Source organism: Chryseobacterium sp. HMWF035 (assembly GCF_003094695.1).
GTDB classification, from domain to species: domain Bacteria; phylum Bacteroidota; class Bacteroidia; order Flavobacteriales; family Weeksellaceae; genus Chryseobacterium; species Chryseobacterium gambrini.
In genome coordinates this window covers 1-13,139 of the sequence record NZ_QEHP01000057.1, presented here as the reverse complement: position 1 = coordinate 13,139, position 13,139 = coordinate 1, and the positions used below count along the sequence as shown (strand labels likewise).

Below are 13,139 nucleotides of genomic sequence, written 5' to 3'. Positions count from 1 at the left end.
AAGAGCAAATAATTAAAACAGAAGAAAAATAAATTCAGATATGACTTTTGATATTGATATGATCAAAAAAGTGTACGAGCGTTACCCGGAAAGAATTGCTGCGGCAAGAAAAGTAGTGGGAAAACCTCTTACCCTTTCAGAAAAAATCCTTTACACCCACCTTTGGGAAGGAAACGCAACACAGGCACACGAAAGAGGAAATTCTTATGTAGATTTCGCACCGGACAGAGTAGCGATGCAGGATGCAACGGCACAAATGGCGCTGCTACAGTTTATGCAGGCAGGAAAAGCAAAAGTGGCTGTTCCTTCTACCGCTCACGCCGATCACCTTATTCAGGCAAGAGTAGGTGCAGAAGCAGATTTACAGGAAGGTATCAACAAAAACTCGGAAGTTTTCAATTTCCTGAGTTCGGTTTGTGATAAGTACGGAATCGGTTTCTGGAAACCGGGAGCCGGAATTATCCATCAGGTTGTACTGGAAAACTATGCTTTCCCGGGAGGAATGATGATCGGAACGGACTCTCATACCGTAAACGCAGGAGGTTTAGGAATGGTTGCCATCGGAGTTGGCGGCGCAGATGCAGTAGATGTAATGGCGGGAATGGCTTGGGAACTTAAAATGCCTAAACTAATCGGGGTAAAACTAACCGGTAAAATGTCCGGCTGGACTTCCGCAAAGGACGTAATTTTAAAAGTGGCAGGAATTCTTACTGTAAAAGGAGGAACAGGCTGCATCGTAGAATATTTCGGAGAAGGAGCACAATCTCTTTCAGCGACAGGTAAAGGAACCATATGTAACATGGGAGCGGAAATCGGAGCAACGACTTCTACTTTCGGGTATGATGATTCCATGAGAAGATACCTTTCGTCTACCGGAAGACAGGATGTTGTAGATGCGGCAGATCAGATTGCAGAACATTTAACAGGAGATCCTGAAGTGTATGCAAATCCTGAACAGTATTTTGATCAGCTAATTGAAATTAATCTTTCTGAACTGACTCCTCACTTAAACGGACCTTTCACTCCGGATTTGGCAACGCCTGTTTCTGAATTCAGAGCAAAAGCAGAAGCCAACGGATGGCCTTTAGAAGTAGAATGGGCATTGATTGGCTCTTGTACCAATTCGTCCTACGAAGATTTATCAAGAGCAGCTTCTATCGTGGAAGACGCAGTAGCAAAAGGAGTAAAACCAAAAGCTATTTTAGGAATTAATCCGGGTTCTGAGCAGGTGAAATTTACCGCAGAAAGAGACGGTTTCCTGAATTCATTCAGAAAATTTGAGAATGCAAGAATCTTTACAAACGCCTGCGGACCTTGTATCGGACAATGGGACAGAGAAGGCGCTGAAAAAGGTGAAAAGAATTCGATCATTCACTCTTTCAACAGAAACTTTGCAAAAAGAGCAGACGGAAATCCAAATACCCACGCTTTCGTAGCTTCTCCGGAAATGGTAGCGGCTGTGGCAATTTCGGGCAGACTGGATTTTAATCCGATTACCGATACTTTAACCAACGAAGCCGGAGAGCAGATTAAATTAGACGAGCCTAAAGGTTTTGAATTACCGGAAAAAGGATTCGCTGTGGATGACAATGGTTATCAGGCGCCTTCTGAAGACGGATCTTCTGTTCAGGTAAATGTAAGCCCAACTTCAGACAGACTTCAGTTACTGGAAGAATTTCCGGCTTGGGATGGCAAAAATATTACAGGAGCAAGACTTTTAATAAAAGCTTTTGGAAAATGCACTACCGACCACATTTCTATGGCTGGACCATGGCTGAAATACAGAGGTCACCTTGATAATATTTCAAATAATATGTTGATCGGAGCAGTTAATGCGTTCAACATGGAAACCAATAAAGTTAAAAATCAGCTTACAGGAGAATACGGAGAAGTTCCTGCTGTACAGAGAGATTATAAAGCCGCAGGAATTCCATCCATCGTTGTGGGAGACCAAAACTACGGGGAAGGTTCTTCAAGAGAACACGCAGCAATGGAACCGAGACATTTGGGCGTAAAAGCTGTTTTGGTAAAATCGTTTGCAAGAATTCATGAAACCAACCTGAAAAAACAGGGAATGTTGGGAATTACTTTTGCCAATGAAGCAGATTATGATAAAATTCTGGAAGATGATGTGATCAACTTCCTGGATCTTGATCAGTTTGCTCCGGGAAAACAACTGACTTTAGAATTCATCCATTCAGATGGCACGAAGGATATTGTTATGGCAAACCACACTTACAACGATCAGCAAATTGACTGGTTTAAGGCAGGTTCTGCTTTGAATCTGATCAAACAACAGGAGAAAAATTAATTGTTAGATATAATTAATCATAAAAAAGCAACTTCAGATTGAAGTTGCTTTTTGTTTTATATTGATTTAGCTTATTTTTAGGCTTTAAAAACTAAGAGTAAAACTGAACTATGAAAAAACTTTTACTGCTTTTATCGTTTCTTCCTCTACTCTCTTTCGCTCAGGAAAACAACGAAGTAAAAATTAATGCCTTTGGAATATTTAAATCAAGAATTGATATTGGATATGAACGAATTATTAATTACAATGCCGGAATAGGAAGTTATTTTATATACCAATGGAAAGAAAAATATACGGTTATGCCATATTATAGATTTTACACAGACAATGAAGGTATTGCAAAAGATTTTTTTATTGAAGCATTAGCTATTTACAACAGAAACAAATATTCTCCGCTTGACGATAATGGTCAGACTTTAAATAATGAGAAATGGGGATCATCTTTAGGAATCGGAGCCGGAGTTGGAGAAAAATATGTATTTCTATCAAATCTCTTTGTGGAAGCTGGTCTGGAAGCCGGAATTGTTAAAAATTTATCTGCTTCAGACAGAGATCAGTATGGTGGATTATTCCGCCTCTTTATTTCAGCAGGGTATAGATTTTAAATTTAAGTGAATAAAAATGTAACAAAAGTACTTTTTTCATTGTCTAATAGAATATCAGAAAGACATTATGAAAAAAGCAATTATTGCGTTATCACTTTTGGGCAGCATCTTTTCTTTTGCCCAGGAAAAAACGAATAACCAGGTAACCAAAGAAAAACAAATTGAAGGAGTAACCATCACCAAAACTAAAAAAGCCGTTGAACAAAAAGCCGACCGTACGATTTTCGATTTTTCGGAACAGCCGCAGCTTAATAACGGAAACGTTCTGGAAGGCATCAAAAAACTTCCCGGTTTGGTTTCTACCGATATCGCAGGAATGATGTATCAGGGAAAAGTTCTGGATGTTTATTTGAACGGAAGACCTTTGAACATTACTTCCAATGAGCTAAATTCTTTTCTTGAAGGAATGCCCGCCAATTCTGTAGACCGAATTGAAGTGATCACACAACCCGGTGCGGAATTTCCTGCCACTTCAGGCGGTGCGATCATGAATATTATTACCAATAAAAATGCGAATAAATATTTAACGGCAACCTATTCCGGAAATTATTCGTTTACGAATTATGATAAATTCAGAAGCAGAACAAGCAACTCTTTAAATCTGAATGCGAGAAATAAAATTTTCGGATGGCAACTGAATGTTGGGCAGAATTACCGTGAAAGTATGCTGAACAGCAATCAGGACAATCTGATGTTAAGCAATACGGACAGAGTAGGAAGAGGATATTTTGCAAAATCCGGGCTTACTTTTGATCTCGGACAGGACAGATTGCTTTTAAATTATGATATTTACCATAATAACAATGATAATTATACAGCCAGCAACGGACTTGCTGATCTTCCGTATTATCTGAATCCAAATATTATCAGAGAAGGAAATTTTTCATCCTTTGATGCAGCTCATACCGATAATGTAAGACAGGAAGCTGTGGTAACCTATCAGAAACGTTTTACAGAAAAATCTCAGAAGCTGGATTTCCAGTTTGGTTTTACAAAATCCGACAGTAGATTTATTCAGGATAATATTTTTACAGATGTGGTTTATACCAATCCTGTTGAAAATAGTCCCAGAATTCCTTTTTCTAATAAACTGAACAACAAATCGGATATGGAAATCGCCAATTTTAAGGTAGATTATTCTCAGCCTTTAAAGATTTTGGACGGCGGAAAAGTAAGTTTGGGAGGATTGTACGAGCATCAGAATTTTGATACGGAAAGCAAAGGAATCACGAATTTAGAATACACCAGACAGACAACAGCAACTTATCTGGAGTTTCAGGCTAAGCTGAAAAAGTTTGATTTTATTTTGGGAACGCGTGCTGAAAATTATGATATTTCCGGTGTTACAAGATATTACAACAACAAAAATCTTATTGAGGCAGATCTTCTTCCTTTTAACAAGTTTAAATTGTTCCCGAACGCAAGTGTTCAGTACAATCTGATGAATCAGGTATACGTAGCAGCGAATTACAATAAAAAGATCAATTTGCCGAGTATTTCTGCCTTAAACCCAAACAACACCACATTTCAGGGACCGAATACGCAGGTAACGGGAAACCCGAATCTTCAGCCAACGATTTTTGATAATTATGAAATAAAAATTTCGGCTTTCGATTATGCATTTATCGGATACAGTGTAAGTTCAGCGAAAAATCAGGTAGCGCAGATCATCAGAAAAGACGGAAAAAATCTGTTCAACGAGCAGATTAATATTTCTGAAATGAAAATCCACAATTTCAATGTTGGATTACCGGTTCCTTTCATGATTTTCAGCAAACCGCTGAGCGAAATCATGAAGTTTAATTTCAATCCGGATAAGATCAACTTCATGTACATTTACGCAGGTTATCAGAAGCATGATATTGACAATCTGAACAATAAAGGATTCTGGATTCTGAATCTGATGACGCAGATCATTTTACCGAAAGAGATCAAACTGACAGCCAATTACAGTTATCTGACTCCAAAAGCAGGGTATTTTTATTTCACCGCAGAAAAACCATTCAACAATTCTGTGGATCTTACGCTTACGAAGAAGTTTATGGATAACCGTTTGACGGTTTCTGTATTTGCCAATGATATTTTCAACGGACAATTGATGCAGGTTCGCTCCAATCCGCCTTCAGGAGAAACCGTTATGCTGAGAACGAAATACGACTCAAGAAATTTCGGATTATCGGTTAATTACAAAATCCCGACGAAGAATAAATTGGCAAAAGAAGATGCCAATATTCTGAATCAGACGAAGAAAGATGAAAATGGCGGTGTGATGCAGCAGGGACAGTAGTTTTTTATTTAAACACAAATTGCACAAATACTTTACACAAATTTCACGAATAATTTTGATTTATAATGATTAAGCAAAATTGAAACTAATAAGTATTTATTTTATCAATAGGAGCGGACTTTAGTCCGCTTTTTTTTACGCCCCAAAGAAAGGCTTTAGCCAAAACTTAAAAAATTTGTGCGATTTGTGCAAAAACATTTGTGTCATTAGTGTTTAATCGATACGAGCGGAATTTAATCCGATTTTTTTTATGCCCCAAAGAAAGGCTTTAGCCAAAACTTCGAAAATTTGTGCGGTTTGTGCAAAAATATTTGTGTCATTAGTGTTTAAACTAGAAATCAATCGTCTGGAATCTCCAATTCAATGTATCAATCAATGTTAGTTGATTCAACTGCAATGGTAAATTTGTGATTGTTTTTAAAGCTAAATTCGCCATCATGCTTCCTACAATTCCGGGCAACGCTCCCAAAACGCCTAAACTGTCGCAATCCGGAAGAGACTCATCAAAAGGCGGTTCCGGAAAAATATCTCTTAAATTTTTGCTGCCATTATAATTAAAAATCGCGACCTGTCCTGAAAAACCGAGAATACTTCCATACACCAAAGGCTTTTTCAATTGTACACAGGTATCATTAACTAAATATCTCGTTTTAAAATTATCGGAACCATCAATAATGATATCAAATCCGGAAATCAATTCTTCTGAGTTTGATTCATCTATTTTTTGTTCAATTCCAACGAATTTAATTTGATGATTTAGATTTCTGACAAACATTTCGGCACTTTTTACTTTAGAAATTCCGACCGTTTTTTCATTGTGAATAATTTGTCGGTTTAAATTATGGAGTTCCACCTCATCAAAATCCACAACACTCAAAGTTCCGACACCTGCAGCAGCCAAATATTGAATAACTGAGCTTCCCAAACCTCCGGCTCCAATCACCAAAACTTTAGAATTCATTATTTTCCTTTGACCTTCCAGACCGATTTCTTCTATGAAAATCTGTCGGCTGTATCTTCCGAAGATGTCTTCTTTTTTCATTGATTATTTTTATTTGAACCATTAAGATTTTATTAAGGAGTTTAGAAAGATTAAGTATTTGCAAGCAAATAAAAATAAGCTGAATTACTAAAAAAATATTTTTAAATATTTTCTTAATTAAACTTAACTCCTTAATAAAATCTTAATGGTTCAAATTTCTAATTTAAATTCCGCTATAAACCACATCCCAATCTTTCATTACCGGATCGTAGCCTGCTTTTTTAATGCTATTTTTGATTTCCCCCATGCTTCTTTCATCACTGGTTACGAACTGTTCCAACGACTCTTTATCTACCGCATAACCTCCCGGATTGGTTTTAGAAGCGGCACTCATCGCTGTTGCACCCAAGGAAATAATGTTATTTCTGAATTTTTCATTTTCCCTTGTGGAAATAGAAATCTCCAAATCTTCATTCCAGATCCGGTAAGCACAGATGAGCTGTAATAAATCTCTGTCGGACATGATGAAATTCGGTTCAATAATTCCTTCCGCCGGTCGGAGGCGCGGAAATGAAACTGAATATCTGCTTTTCCAGTATTGCTTCTGAAGATAATCGATGTGTAAGGCGTTGAAAAAACTGTCCACCCGCCAATCTTCCAGCCCCAGTAAAACGCCGAGTCCTGTTTTATGAATTCCGGCTTTTCCAATTCTGTCGGGCGTTTCCAGACGAAATTCGAAATTCGACTTTTTTCCTTTCGGATGATATTCTTTATAAACTTCCTGATGATAGGTTTCCTGATAAACCAAAACTGCATGTACTCCTGATTCATGAACCCGTCGGTATTCTTCTTCAGATAAAGGCTGTACTTCAATCGAAATATTCGCAAAATGAGGCTTTAAAAGCTGTATGGCATTCAGAAAATAATCGATTCCGACGGTTTTATTGGCTTCACCGCTTACCAGCAAAACATGATTCACGCCCATTGATTTTAAAACGGAGGCTTCAATCAGAATTTCGGTGTCAGAAAGTGTTTTCCTTTTAATGGAATTATCCAGACTGAAACCGCAGTAAGTACAGATATTCTGACATTCGTTACTCAAATATAGCGGCGCATACAACTGAATGGTTTTTCCGAAACGCTTTTGGGTAAGCTGTTGAGCCATTTTTGCCATTGCTTCCAGTTTTTGAGCCGCAACCGGCGACAGAAAATTCAAAAAATCGTCTATGGTTTTATTCTTTTTCTGAAGACTTTTTTCAACATCGGTTAATGTTACTTTTTCAAGTTTCGTTTTTACCTCATCCCATTGGTATTTTTCAAAAAAATCTTTAAAACTCTTCATTATATTTAATTTTAATCAAATAAAAAGGCAGTCAGCGGACTTGATGCTTCGGCGTGATGTGAAATTGCGCCCAAACCGGATTCAAAAGCTCTTCTTCCGGCAATCACACCCTCTTTGAATGCCAATGCCATATTTACCGGATTCTTCGCCACCGCAATTGCCGTATTTACCAAAACTGCATCGGCTCCCATTTCCATTGCTTTTGCCGCATCCGAAGGCGCACCAATTCCCGCATCCACGACTACCGGAACATTACTTTGAGCAATAATGATTTCTAAAAAATCCAATGTTTTTAGTCCTTTATTAGTTCCTATTGGCGCTCCTAAAGGCATGACAACGGCTGTTCCGGCATCTTCCAAACGTTTGCACAGAACAGGATCTGCATGAATATAAGGCATCACGACAAACCCTAATTTTGCCAGTTCCTCTGTTGCATACAATGTTTCAATAGGATCGGGTAACAGATATTTCGGATCGGGATGGATTTCCAGTTTCACCCAGTTGGTTTCCAGTGCTTCTCTTGCCAACTGTGCCGCCAAAACAGCTTCTTTGGCAGTTCTTGCTCCTGAAGTATTGGGTAAAAGGTGAGATTTTGTCGGTTTTAATGCGCTTAAAATATCGTCTTCCGAAGAATGGGCATCGATTCTTTTCAAAGCCATGGTTACCAATTCGCTTTCTGAGGCGATGATGGAATCCGTCATTTCCGACAGGCTTCCGAATTTTCCTGTTCCTAAGAATAATCGCGATTCAAAGATTCTGTCGGCTATTTTTAAAGGTTGATTTTTCATATTTACTTTTTAATTTAGATGTTTGTAATCGTTAATTGGATTCTAAAATGCTTCTGAATTCATTAATTACAGAAGGCTGACTGGTAATCTGCCCGGAAACAGCAACGCCATAAATTCCGATTTGTTGTAACTGTTTGATATCCTCCAAAACCACTCCGCCAATGGCAAAAATTTTTGGAATCTCAATAGATTTTTCTTTTAAGCTATTGATGATTTCACCATAACCTTCGAATCCTAATATCGGACTTAATTGTTCTTTGGTGGAAGTAAATCTCAACGGACCTAATCCGATGTAATCGCAGCGTTCGACCATTCTTTGAAGAATATCTGAAAAAGTATTGGCTGTTCCTCCGATGATTTTATTTTCTCCCAAAACATGTCTAGCCTTTTCTACCGACATATCTTTCAATCCCAGATGAACTCCATCCGCATCAACGTCTTTCGCGATCTGAACATGATCGTTGATGATACAAACAGCCTGATAATCTGCACATAATTTTTTTGAAATTTCACAGAGTCTGATGAAATCTTTTTCGGGTGTATTTTTCCAGCGAACCTGAATCCATTTTGCGCCAGAATCAAGAGCTTTTCGGATGTTTATCTCCTGATCTTCTAATTTTGAACCTTGAGAGATGTATTGTAATTTTTCCATTATTTATTTAATATAATTTTCTTTTTAGCGCGAAGAAGACGCAAGGTTAGTTTTAAAAATCTTCTGCATATTTTTCGTTCGCAACGGCATTTCATTCAGCAAATGATAGAGATTTTTAATGATACATTTTAAGAATGAAAACCTAGTAAAGTTGGATTGCTTGTTAAAAATTTTTCGATATACAGTTTTCCTTTTCGGCAGGCATTTTCTAAGTTTTCTTCGTTTGCTAAATGACTTGCAATTGCAGATGAAAGCACACATCCGGAACCGTGTTTCGGATAAAAAACAGAAAACGCCTCACTCGGTTCAATAAATATTTCTTTCCCGTTTTGAATTAAAATATCTGTTCCGATTTTATCTTCCCGATGTCCGCCTTTTATTAATACGGAACATCCATTTTCTGATGGTTCAAAAAGATGATGTTCTTTCAAAACGCTGTACTCATAATAGTTGGGTGTGATTAAATCAATCTGGTCTAAAACATTTTTAAGCTCGGAAATGGTATTCAAATCAAAAAAAGAAAATTCCGATGTGCTTTTTAAAACCGGATCCCAGACAATTTTTACTTCAGGATTAATCGATTTAAGTTTTTCTACAATCTGAGCTAAAAATTTGGCATCTTTTACCACTCCGATTTTCACCGCTTCCACTTTATATTTTTTCATTAAAACATTGATCGCTGATAAAATTTCATCTATCGGCTGCCATTGAAGCGTATAAAATTCGGACTCTGTTTGTAAAGTCATTGCCGTACAGACTGCCAATCCCTGAACTTTTAACTGTTCAAATGTTTTAATATCTGCCAATACACCGGCTCCGCCACTTGGATCGAAACCGGCAATGCTCATTACGAAAGGACGCTCTTTCTGCATTTTTTGAAAATATCTATAGGATTATTGCTCTCCCAAATTGCTCCCAACAAAGCGACTCCGTCTACTCTGCTGTTGAAAACTTCGCTGATATTTTTTTCATGAATCCCTCCCAAAGCAATCAGTTTTACGTTTGGATGATTCCGTTTTTGAATCTCATTCAAAATATTCGAGTTTTCTCCGTATCCTTTTTTTGAAATACTCGGAAAAACCGGACTGATAAAAGCATATTCCCAATCCTCAGATAATTCATTAAAAGTTTTAATATCATGAACAGAAGTGGAAATCGTTTGATCTGTGAAAGATTTATACAATTCATTCTGTCTGTCAATTTCTCTGAAATGAAATCTTGAAATATTAAAACGTTCAGCCAAATCGTAATGACTGTGCAAAACCAATTGGTGATGAAATTCAGAATGTATGTTTTGGATAAAATCCGTCATTTCATCTGAATGGATAAAAGGTTTTCTGACATGAAGCAAATCCAATCCTTCCTGAAATAATGCATTGATGATTTCAGTTTCATTCTGAACCAGTTCTTCAGAAGTGATAACGATAATCATATATAAATTTCCTTTCCTTTTTCGATGAATTCCTGTGATTTATCCAGCATTCCCTGTTCGGCAGATTCCCGAATTTCCTGGGTAATTTTCATGGAGCAGAATTTGGGTCCGCACATCGAACAGAAGTGAGCTACTTTTGCTCCGTCTGCCGGAAGCGTTTCATCGTGATAAGATCTCGCGGTTTCAGGATCCAACGAAAGATTGAACTGATCTTCCCACCGGAATTCGAATCTCGCTTTACTCAACGCATTGTCTCTGTATTGTGCTCCGGGATGTCCTTTCGCCAAATCCGCAGCATGAGCCGCCAATTTATACGTAATCACTCCCACTTTTACATCTTCTTTGTTCGGGAGTCCCAAATGTTCTTTCGGCGTAACGTAACACAACATGGCACAACCAAACCAACCGATCATTGCCGCTCCGATTCCTGAAGTGATGTGGTCGTAACCCGGTGCAATATCTGTTGTTAAAGGTCCCAAAGTGTAAAACGGAGCTTCAGCACAAACTTCCAACTGCTTCTCCATATTTTCTTTAATCATATGCATCGGGACGTGACCGGGACCTTCGATCATCACCTGAACATTGTGTTTCCATGCGATTTTCGTTAATTCGCCTAAAGTTTCAAGCTCTGCAAACTGCGCTTCGTCATTGGCATCGGCAATTGAACCGGGACGAAGACCATCACCCAAAGAAAAGGCAACGTCATATTTTTTCATGATTTCGCAGATTTCCTCGAAGTGTGTATATAAGAAGTTTTCTTTGTGATGAAATAAGCACCATTTTGCCATAATTGAACCCCCTCTGGAAACAATTCCTGTCACCCGTTTTGCTGTTAAATGGATATATCTCAGTAAAACTCCTGCGTGGATTGTGAAGTAAGAAACGCCCTGTTCTGCCTGTTCGATCAAGGTATCTTTAAAAATCTCCCACGTTAAATCTTCTGCAATGCCTTTTACTTTTTCCAAAGCCTGATAAATGGGAACGGTACCAATGGGAACCGGACTGTTTCTAATGATCCACTCTCTGGTTTCGTGGATGTTTTTTCCGGTTGATAAGTCCATAATCGTATCTGCGCCCCATCGACAAGCCCAGACTGCTTTTTCCACTTCTTCTTCAATGCTTGACGAAACGGCACTGTTTCCGATGTTGGCATTAATTTTAACTAAAAAATTCCGCCCGATAATCATAGGTTCGCTTTCGGGATGATTGATGTTGTTGGGAATAATGGCTCTTCCGGCTGCGATTTCGTCTCTTACAAATTCAGGTGTAATTTTATTCTTTGGTGTTTTTGCACCGAAACTGTTTCCCGGATGTTGGAAAGCCATTTCTTTTGAAACGGAATCCAATTGCTCAATTCTTTGATTTTCTCTGATGGCAATATATTCCATTTCGGGAGTGATGATGCCCTGTTTTGCGTAATACAACTGGGTGACTTCTTTACCTTCTTTGGCTACTTTAGGTTTATGATTATATGAAAAGCGAAGTTGATCTAATTTTGAATCTGCAAGGCGGGCTTTTCCGTATTCAGAAGTGATTCCGTCAAGAATTTCCACGTCATTCCTGTTTAAAATCCACTGTTCGCGGATTCTTGGAAGTCCTTTTTCTATATTGATCTCAAAATTTTCGTCGGTATAAGGTCCTGATGTATCATAAATGGTAACAGGAGGATTTTCATCCATTTTTCCGTTGCTTAGTTTTGTCGGACTAAGCTGGATTTCGCGCATCGCTACATGGATCGGGTGAATTTTCCCTTCAACATAGATTTTTTTTGAGTTCGGAAATGGTGAACGTGTGATGTTATGAGCCATAAAAATATTTTTTTTAACCACCCTGAGTGGCTGTGATAATTAAAACTGAATCTTTGTCGTTGAGAAATGTTTCCGCCCAGAATGACTGGGGAATGATACGGTTGTTGAGTGCTACAGCAATTCCTTTTTTCTTTTCAGGTAATTCCATAGCAAGAAGCGCTTCCAGATTTTCGGGAAGTTTTTCGAACTTTTTTGTCGTGTGATTGATTGTGAGCTCCATTCCTAAATTTTTAAAAACACTTTAGGAATGCCCATTATTGTACAATAGAATGTACAGCAAAGTCATCTCACTTTTCCCTACGCTAGTATGATCTAGAAATCAGGTTCAAAGGGTAAATTCTCAGCCCGTTTGTTCAACAGACACCCCTAAAGTATGGGACGAAGTTAGACATTTTTTTGAAATGGGCAAAATTTTTTGTGAAGGAGGAAAGTCTGAAGTTTTTGATTTTGCTAATGACAAAGATGTTTTAATTTTAACGCAAAGAATTCTTATTGAGGATTCTTAGTTTAGTAAGCAGAGGCAAATGTATTTGCGGCGCGAAGCTTGGAAAATATTCTTTTTTGAATTGATTTTTAATTTTATATCTCTCGCTGATTTTGCGGATGATGCAGATGTTTTATTTAACCGCAAAGAATTCTTATTCAGGATCCTTAGTTTAGTAAGCAAAGGCAAATATATTTGCTACGCGAAGCTTGAAAATATTCTTTTATGAACTGATTTTTATATCTCTCGCTGATTTTGCAGATTGTGCGGATGTTTTCTGATATTAATGCAAATACTGAAAACAAAAGACCGCAATCTAGCCCCGATTGAGCGGTCTGTCTGAGCTCTTTTCTGGATTTCCTCCTGCAAAAATGATTAATACAGCTGTAATCATATCCCTTAGCTCCATAGCGATACGTCTTTTAGCAGTTTTGTATCCCAGATTGTT

The 13,139-nt window shown here is 37.9% G+C and carries 11 protein-coding genes and 1 riboswitch; of the genes, 3 read left to right on the top strand and 8 right to left on the bottom strand.

Annotated elements, in window-relative coordinates; genetic code table 11:
* Positions 1 to 40 precede the first annotated feature (40 nt).
* The 3 genes from DD829_RS09455 (at position 41) to DD829_RS09445 (ending at position 5,203) form a co-directional block, all read left to right on the top strand.
* Positions 41 to 2,311, top strand: a complete 2,271-nt coding sequence (locus tag DD829_RS09455; protein ID WP_076393711.1) for an aconitate hydratase — start codon at positions 41 to 43, stop codon at positions 2,309 to 2,311.
* Between the two features lie 110 nt (positions 2,312 to 2,421).
* Positions 2,422 to 2,916, top strand: coding sequence for a hypothetical protein (locus DD829_RS09450; RefSeq protein ID WP_076393713.1), 495 nt, complete (start codon positions 2,422 to 2,424; stop codon positions 2,914 to 2,916).
* Between the two features lie 67 nt (positions 2,917 to 2,983).
* Positions 2,984 to 5,203 (top strand): outer membrane beta-barrel protein, encoded by a 2,220-nt coding sequence (locus tag DD829_RS09445; protein ID WP_108408746.1) that lies wholly within the window; start codon positions 2,984 to 2,986, stop codon positions 5,201 to 5,203.
* Positions 5,204 to 5,534: 331 nt separating this feature from the next.
* On the opposite strand, the gene DD829_RS09440 is transcribed toward DD829_RS09445, so the two are convergent.
* The 8 genes from DD829_RS09440 to thiS form a co-directional block, all read right to left on the bottom strand.
* Positions 5,535 to 6,245, bottom strand: coding sequence for a HesA/MoeB/ThiF family protein (locus DD829_RS09440; protein ID WP_108408745.1), 711 nt, complete (start codon positions 6,243 to 6,245; stop codon positions 5,535 to 5,537).
* A gap of 163 nt (positions 6,246 to 6,408) precedes the next feature.
* The gene (thiH, locus tag DD829_RS09435) at positions 6,409 to 7,527 is read right to left on the bottom strand and encodes a 2-iminoacetate synthase ThiH (RefSeq protein WP_108408744.1); all 1,119 of its coding nucleotides are present in this window, start codon (positions 7,525 to 7,527) and stop codon (positions 6,409 to 6,411) included.
* Positions 7,528 to 7,538: 11 nt separating this feature from the next.
* The gene (locus DD829_RS09430) at positions 7,539 to 8,315 is read right to left on the bottom strand and encodes a thiazole synthase (RefSeq protein WP_108408743.1); all 777 of its coding nucleotides are present in this window, start codon (positions 8,313 to 8,315) and stop codon (positions 7,539 to 7,541) included.
* A 31-nt stretch (positions 8,316 to 8,346) separates the two neighbouring features.
* The gene (locus tag DD829_RS09425; RefSeq protein WP_108408742.1) at positions 8,347 to 8,967 is read right to left on the bottom strand and encodes a thiamine phosphate synthase; all 621 of its coding nucleotides are present in this window, start codon (positions 8,965 to 8,967) and stop codon (positions 8,347 to 8,349) included.
* 128 nt (positions 8,968 to 9,095) lie between these two features.
* Positions 9,096 to 9,839 (bottom strand): hydroxymethylpyrimidine/phosphomethylpyrimidine kinase, encoded by a 744-nt coding sequence (locus DD829_RS09420; protein ID WP_108408741.1) that lies wholly within the window; start codon positions 9,837 to 9,839, stop codon positions 9,096 to 9,098.
* Complete coding sequence (locus DD829_RS09415) at positions 9,815 to 10,399, bottom strand: thiamine phosphate synthase (protein ID WP_108408740.1); 585 nt, start codon at positions 10,397 to 10,399, stop codon at positions 9,815 to 9,817. The genes DD829_RS09420 and DD829_RS09415 overlap by 25 nt, the downstream gene beginning before the upstream one ends.
* Complete coding sequence (gene thiC, locus DD829_RS09410; protein ID WP_108408747.1) at positions 10,396 to 12,207, bottom strand: phosphomethylpyrimidine synthase ThiC; 1,812 nt, start codon at positions 12,205 to 12,207, stop codon at positions 10,396 to 10,398. Before thiC ends, DD829_RS09415 begins: the two co-directional genes overlap by 4 nt.
* Before the next feature lie 13 nt (positions 12,208 to 12,220).
* A complete protein-coding gene (gene thiS / locus DD829_RS09405) occupies positions 12,221 to 12,427 on the bottom strand; it encodes a sulfur carrier protein ThiS (RefSeq protein ID WP_108408739.1) in 207 nt (68 codons plus the stop codon).
* A 57-nt stretch (positions 12,428 to 12,484) separates the two neighbouring features.
* Positions 12,485 to 12,585, bottom strand: a riboswitch (TPP riboswitch).
* Positions 12,586 to 13,139 lie beyond the last annotated feature (554 nt).

Bases quoted from the DNA above. Each gene is read 5' to 3' on its own strand.
- thiS (WP_108408739.1), bottom strand. From the start codon at position 12,427: ATGGAGCTCACAATCAATCACACGACAAAAAAGTTCGAAAAACTTCCC.
- DD829_RS09445 (WP_108408746.1), top strand. From the start codon at position 2,984: ATGAAAAAAGCAATTATTGCGTTATCACTTTTGGGCAGCATCTTTTCT.
- thiC (WP_108408747.1), bottom strand. From the start codon at position 12,207: ATGGCTCATAACATCACACGTTCACCATTTCCGAACTCAAAAAAAATC.
- DD829_RS09430 (WP_108408743.1), bottom strand. From the start codon at position 8,315: ATGAAAAATCAACCTTTAAAAATAGCCGACAGAATCTTTGAATCGCGA.
- DD829_RS09415 (WP_108408740.1), bottom strand. From the start codon at position 10,399: ATGATTATCGTTATCACTTCTGAAGAACTGGTTCAGAATGAAACTGAA.
- DD829_RS09420 (WP_108408741.1), bottom strand. From the start codon at position 9,839: ATGCAGAAAGAGCGTCCTTTCGTAATGAGCATTGCCGGTTTCGATCCA.
- thiH (WP_108408744.1), bottom strand. From the start codon at position 7,527: ATGAAGAGTTTTAAAGATTTTTTTGAAAAATACCAATGGGATGAGGTA.
- DD829_RS09455 (WP_076393711.1), top strand. From the start codon at position 41: ATGACTTTTGATATTGATATGATCAAAAAAGTGTACGAGCGTTACCCG.
- DD829_RS09440 (WP_108408745.1), bottom strand. From the start codon at position 6,245: ATGAAAAAAGAAGACATCTTCGGAAGATACAGCCGACAGATTTTCATA.
- DD829_RS09450 (WP_076393713.1), top strand. From the start codon at position 2,422: ATGAAAAAACTTTTACTGCTTTTATCGTTTCTTCCTCTACTCTCTTTC.
- DD829_RS09425 (WP_108408742.1), bottom strand. From the start codon at position 8,967: ATGGAAAAATTACAATACATCTCTCAAGGTTCAAAATTAGAAGATCAG.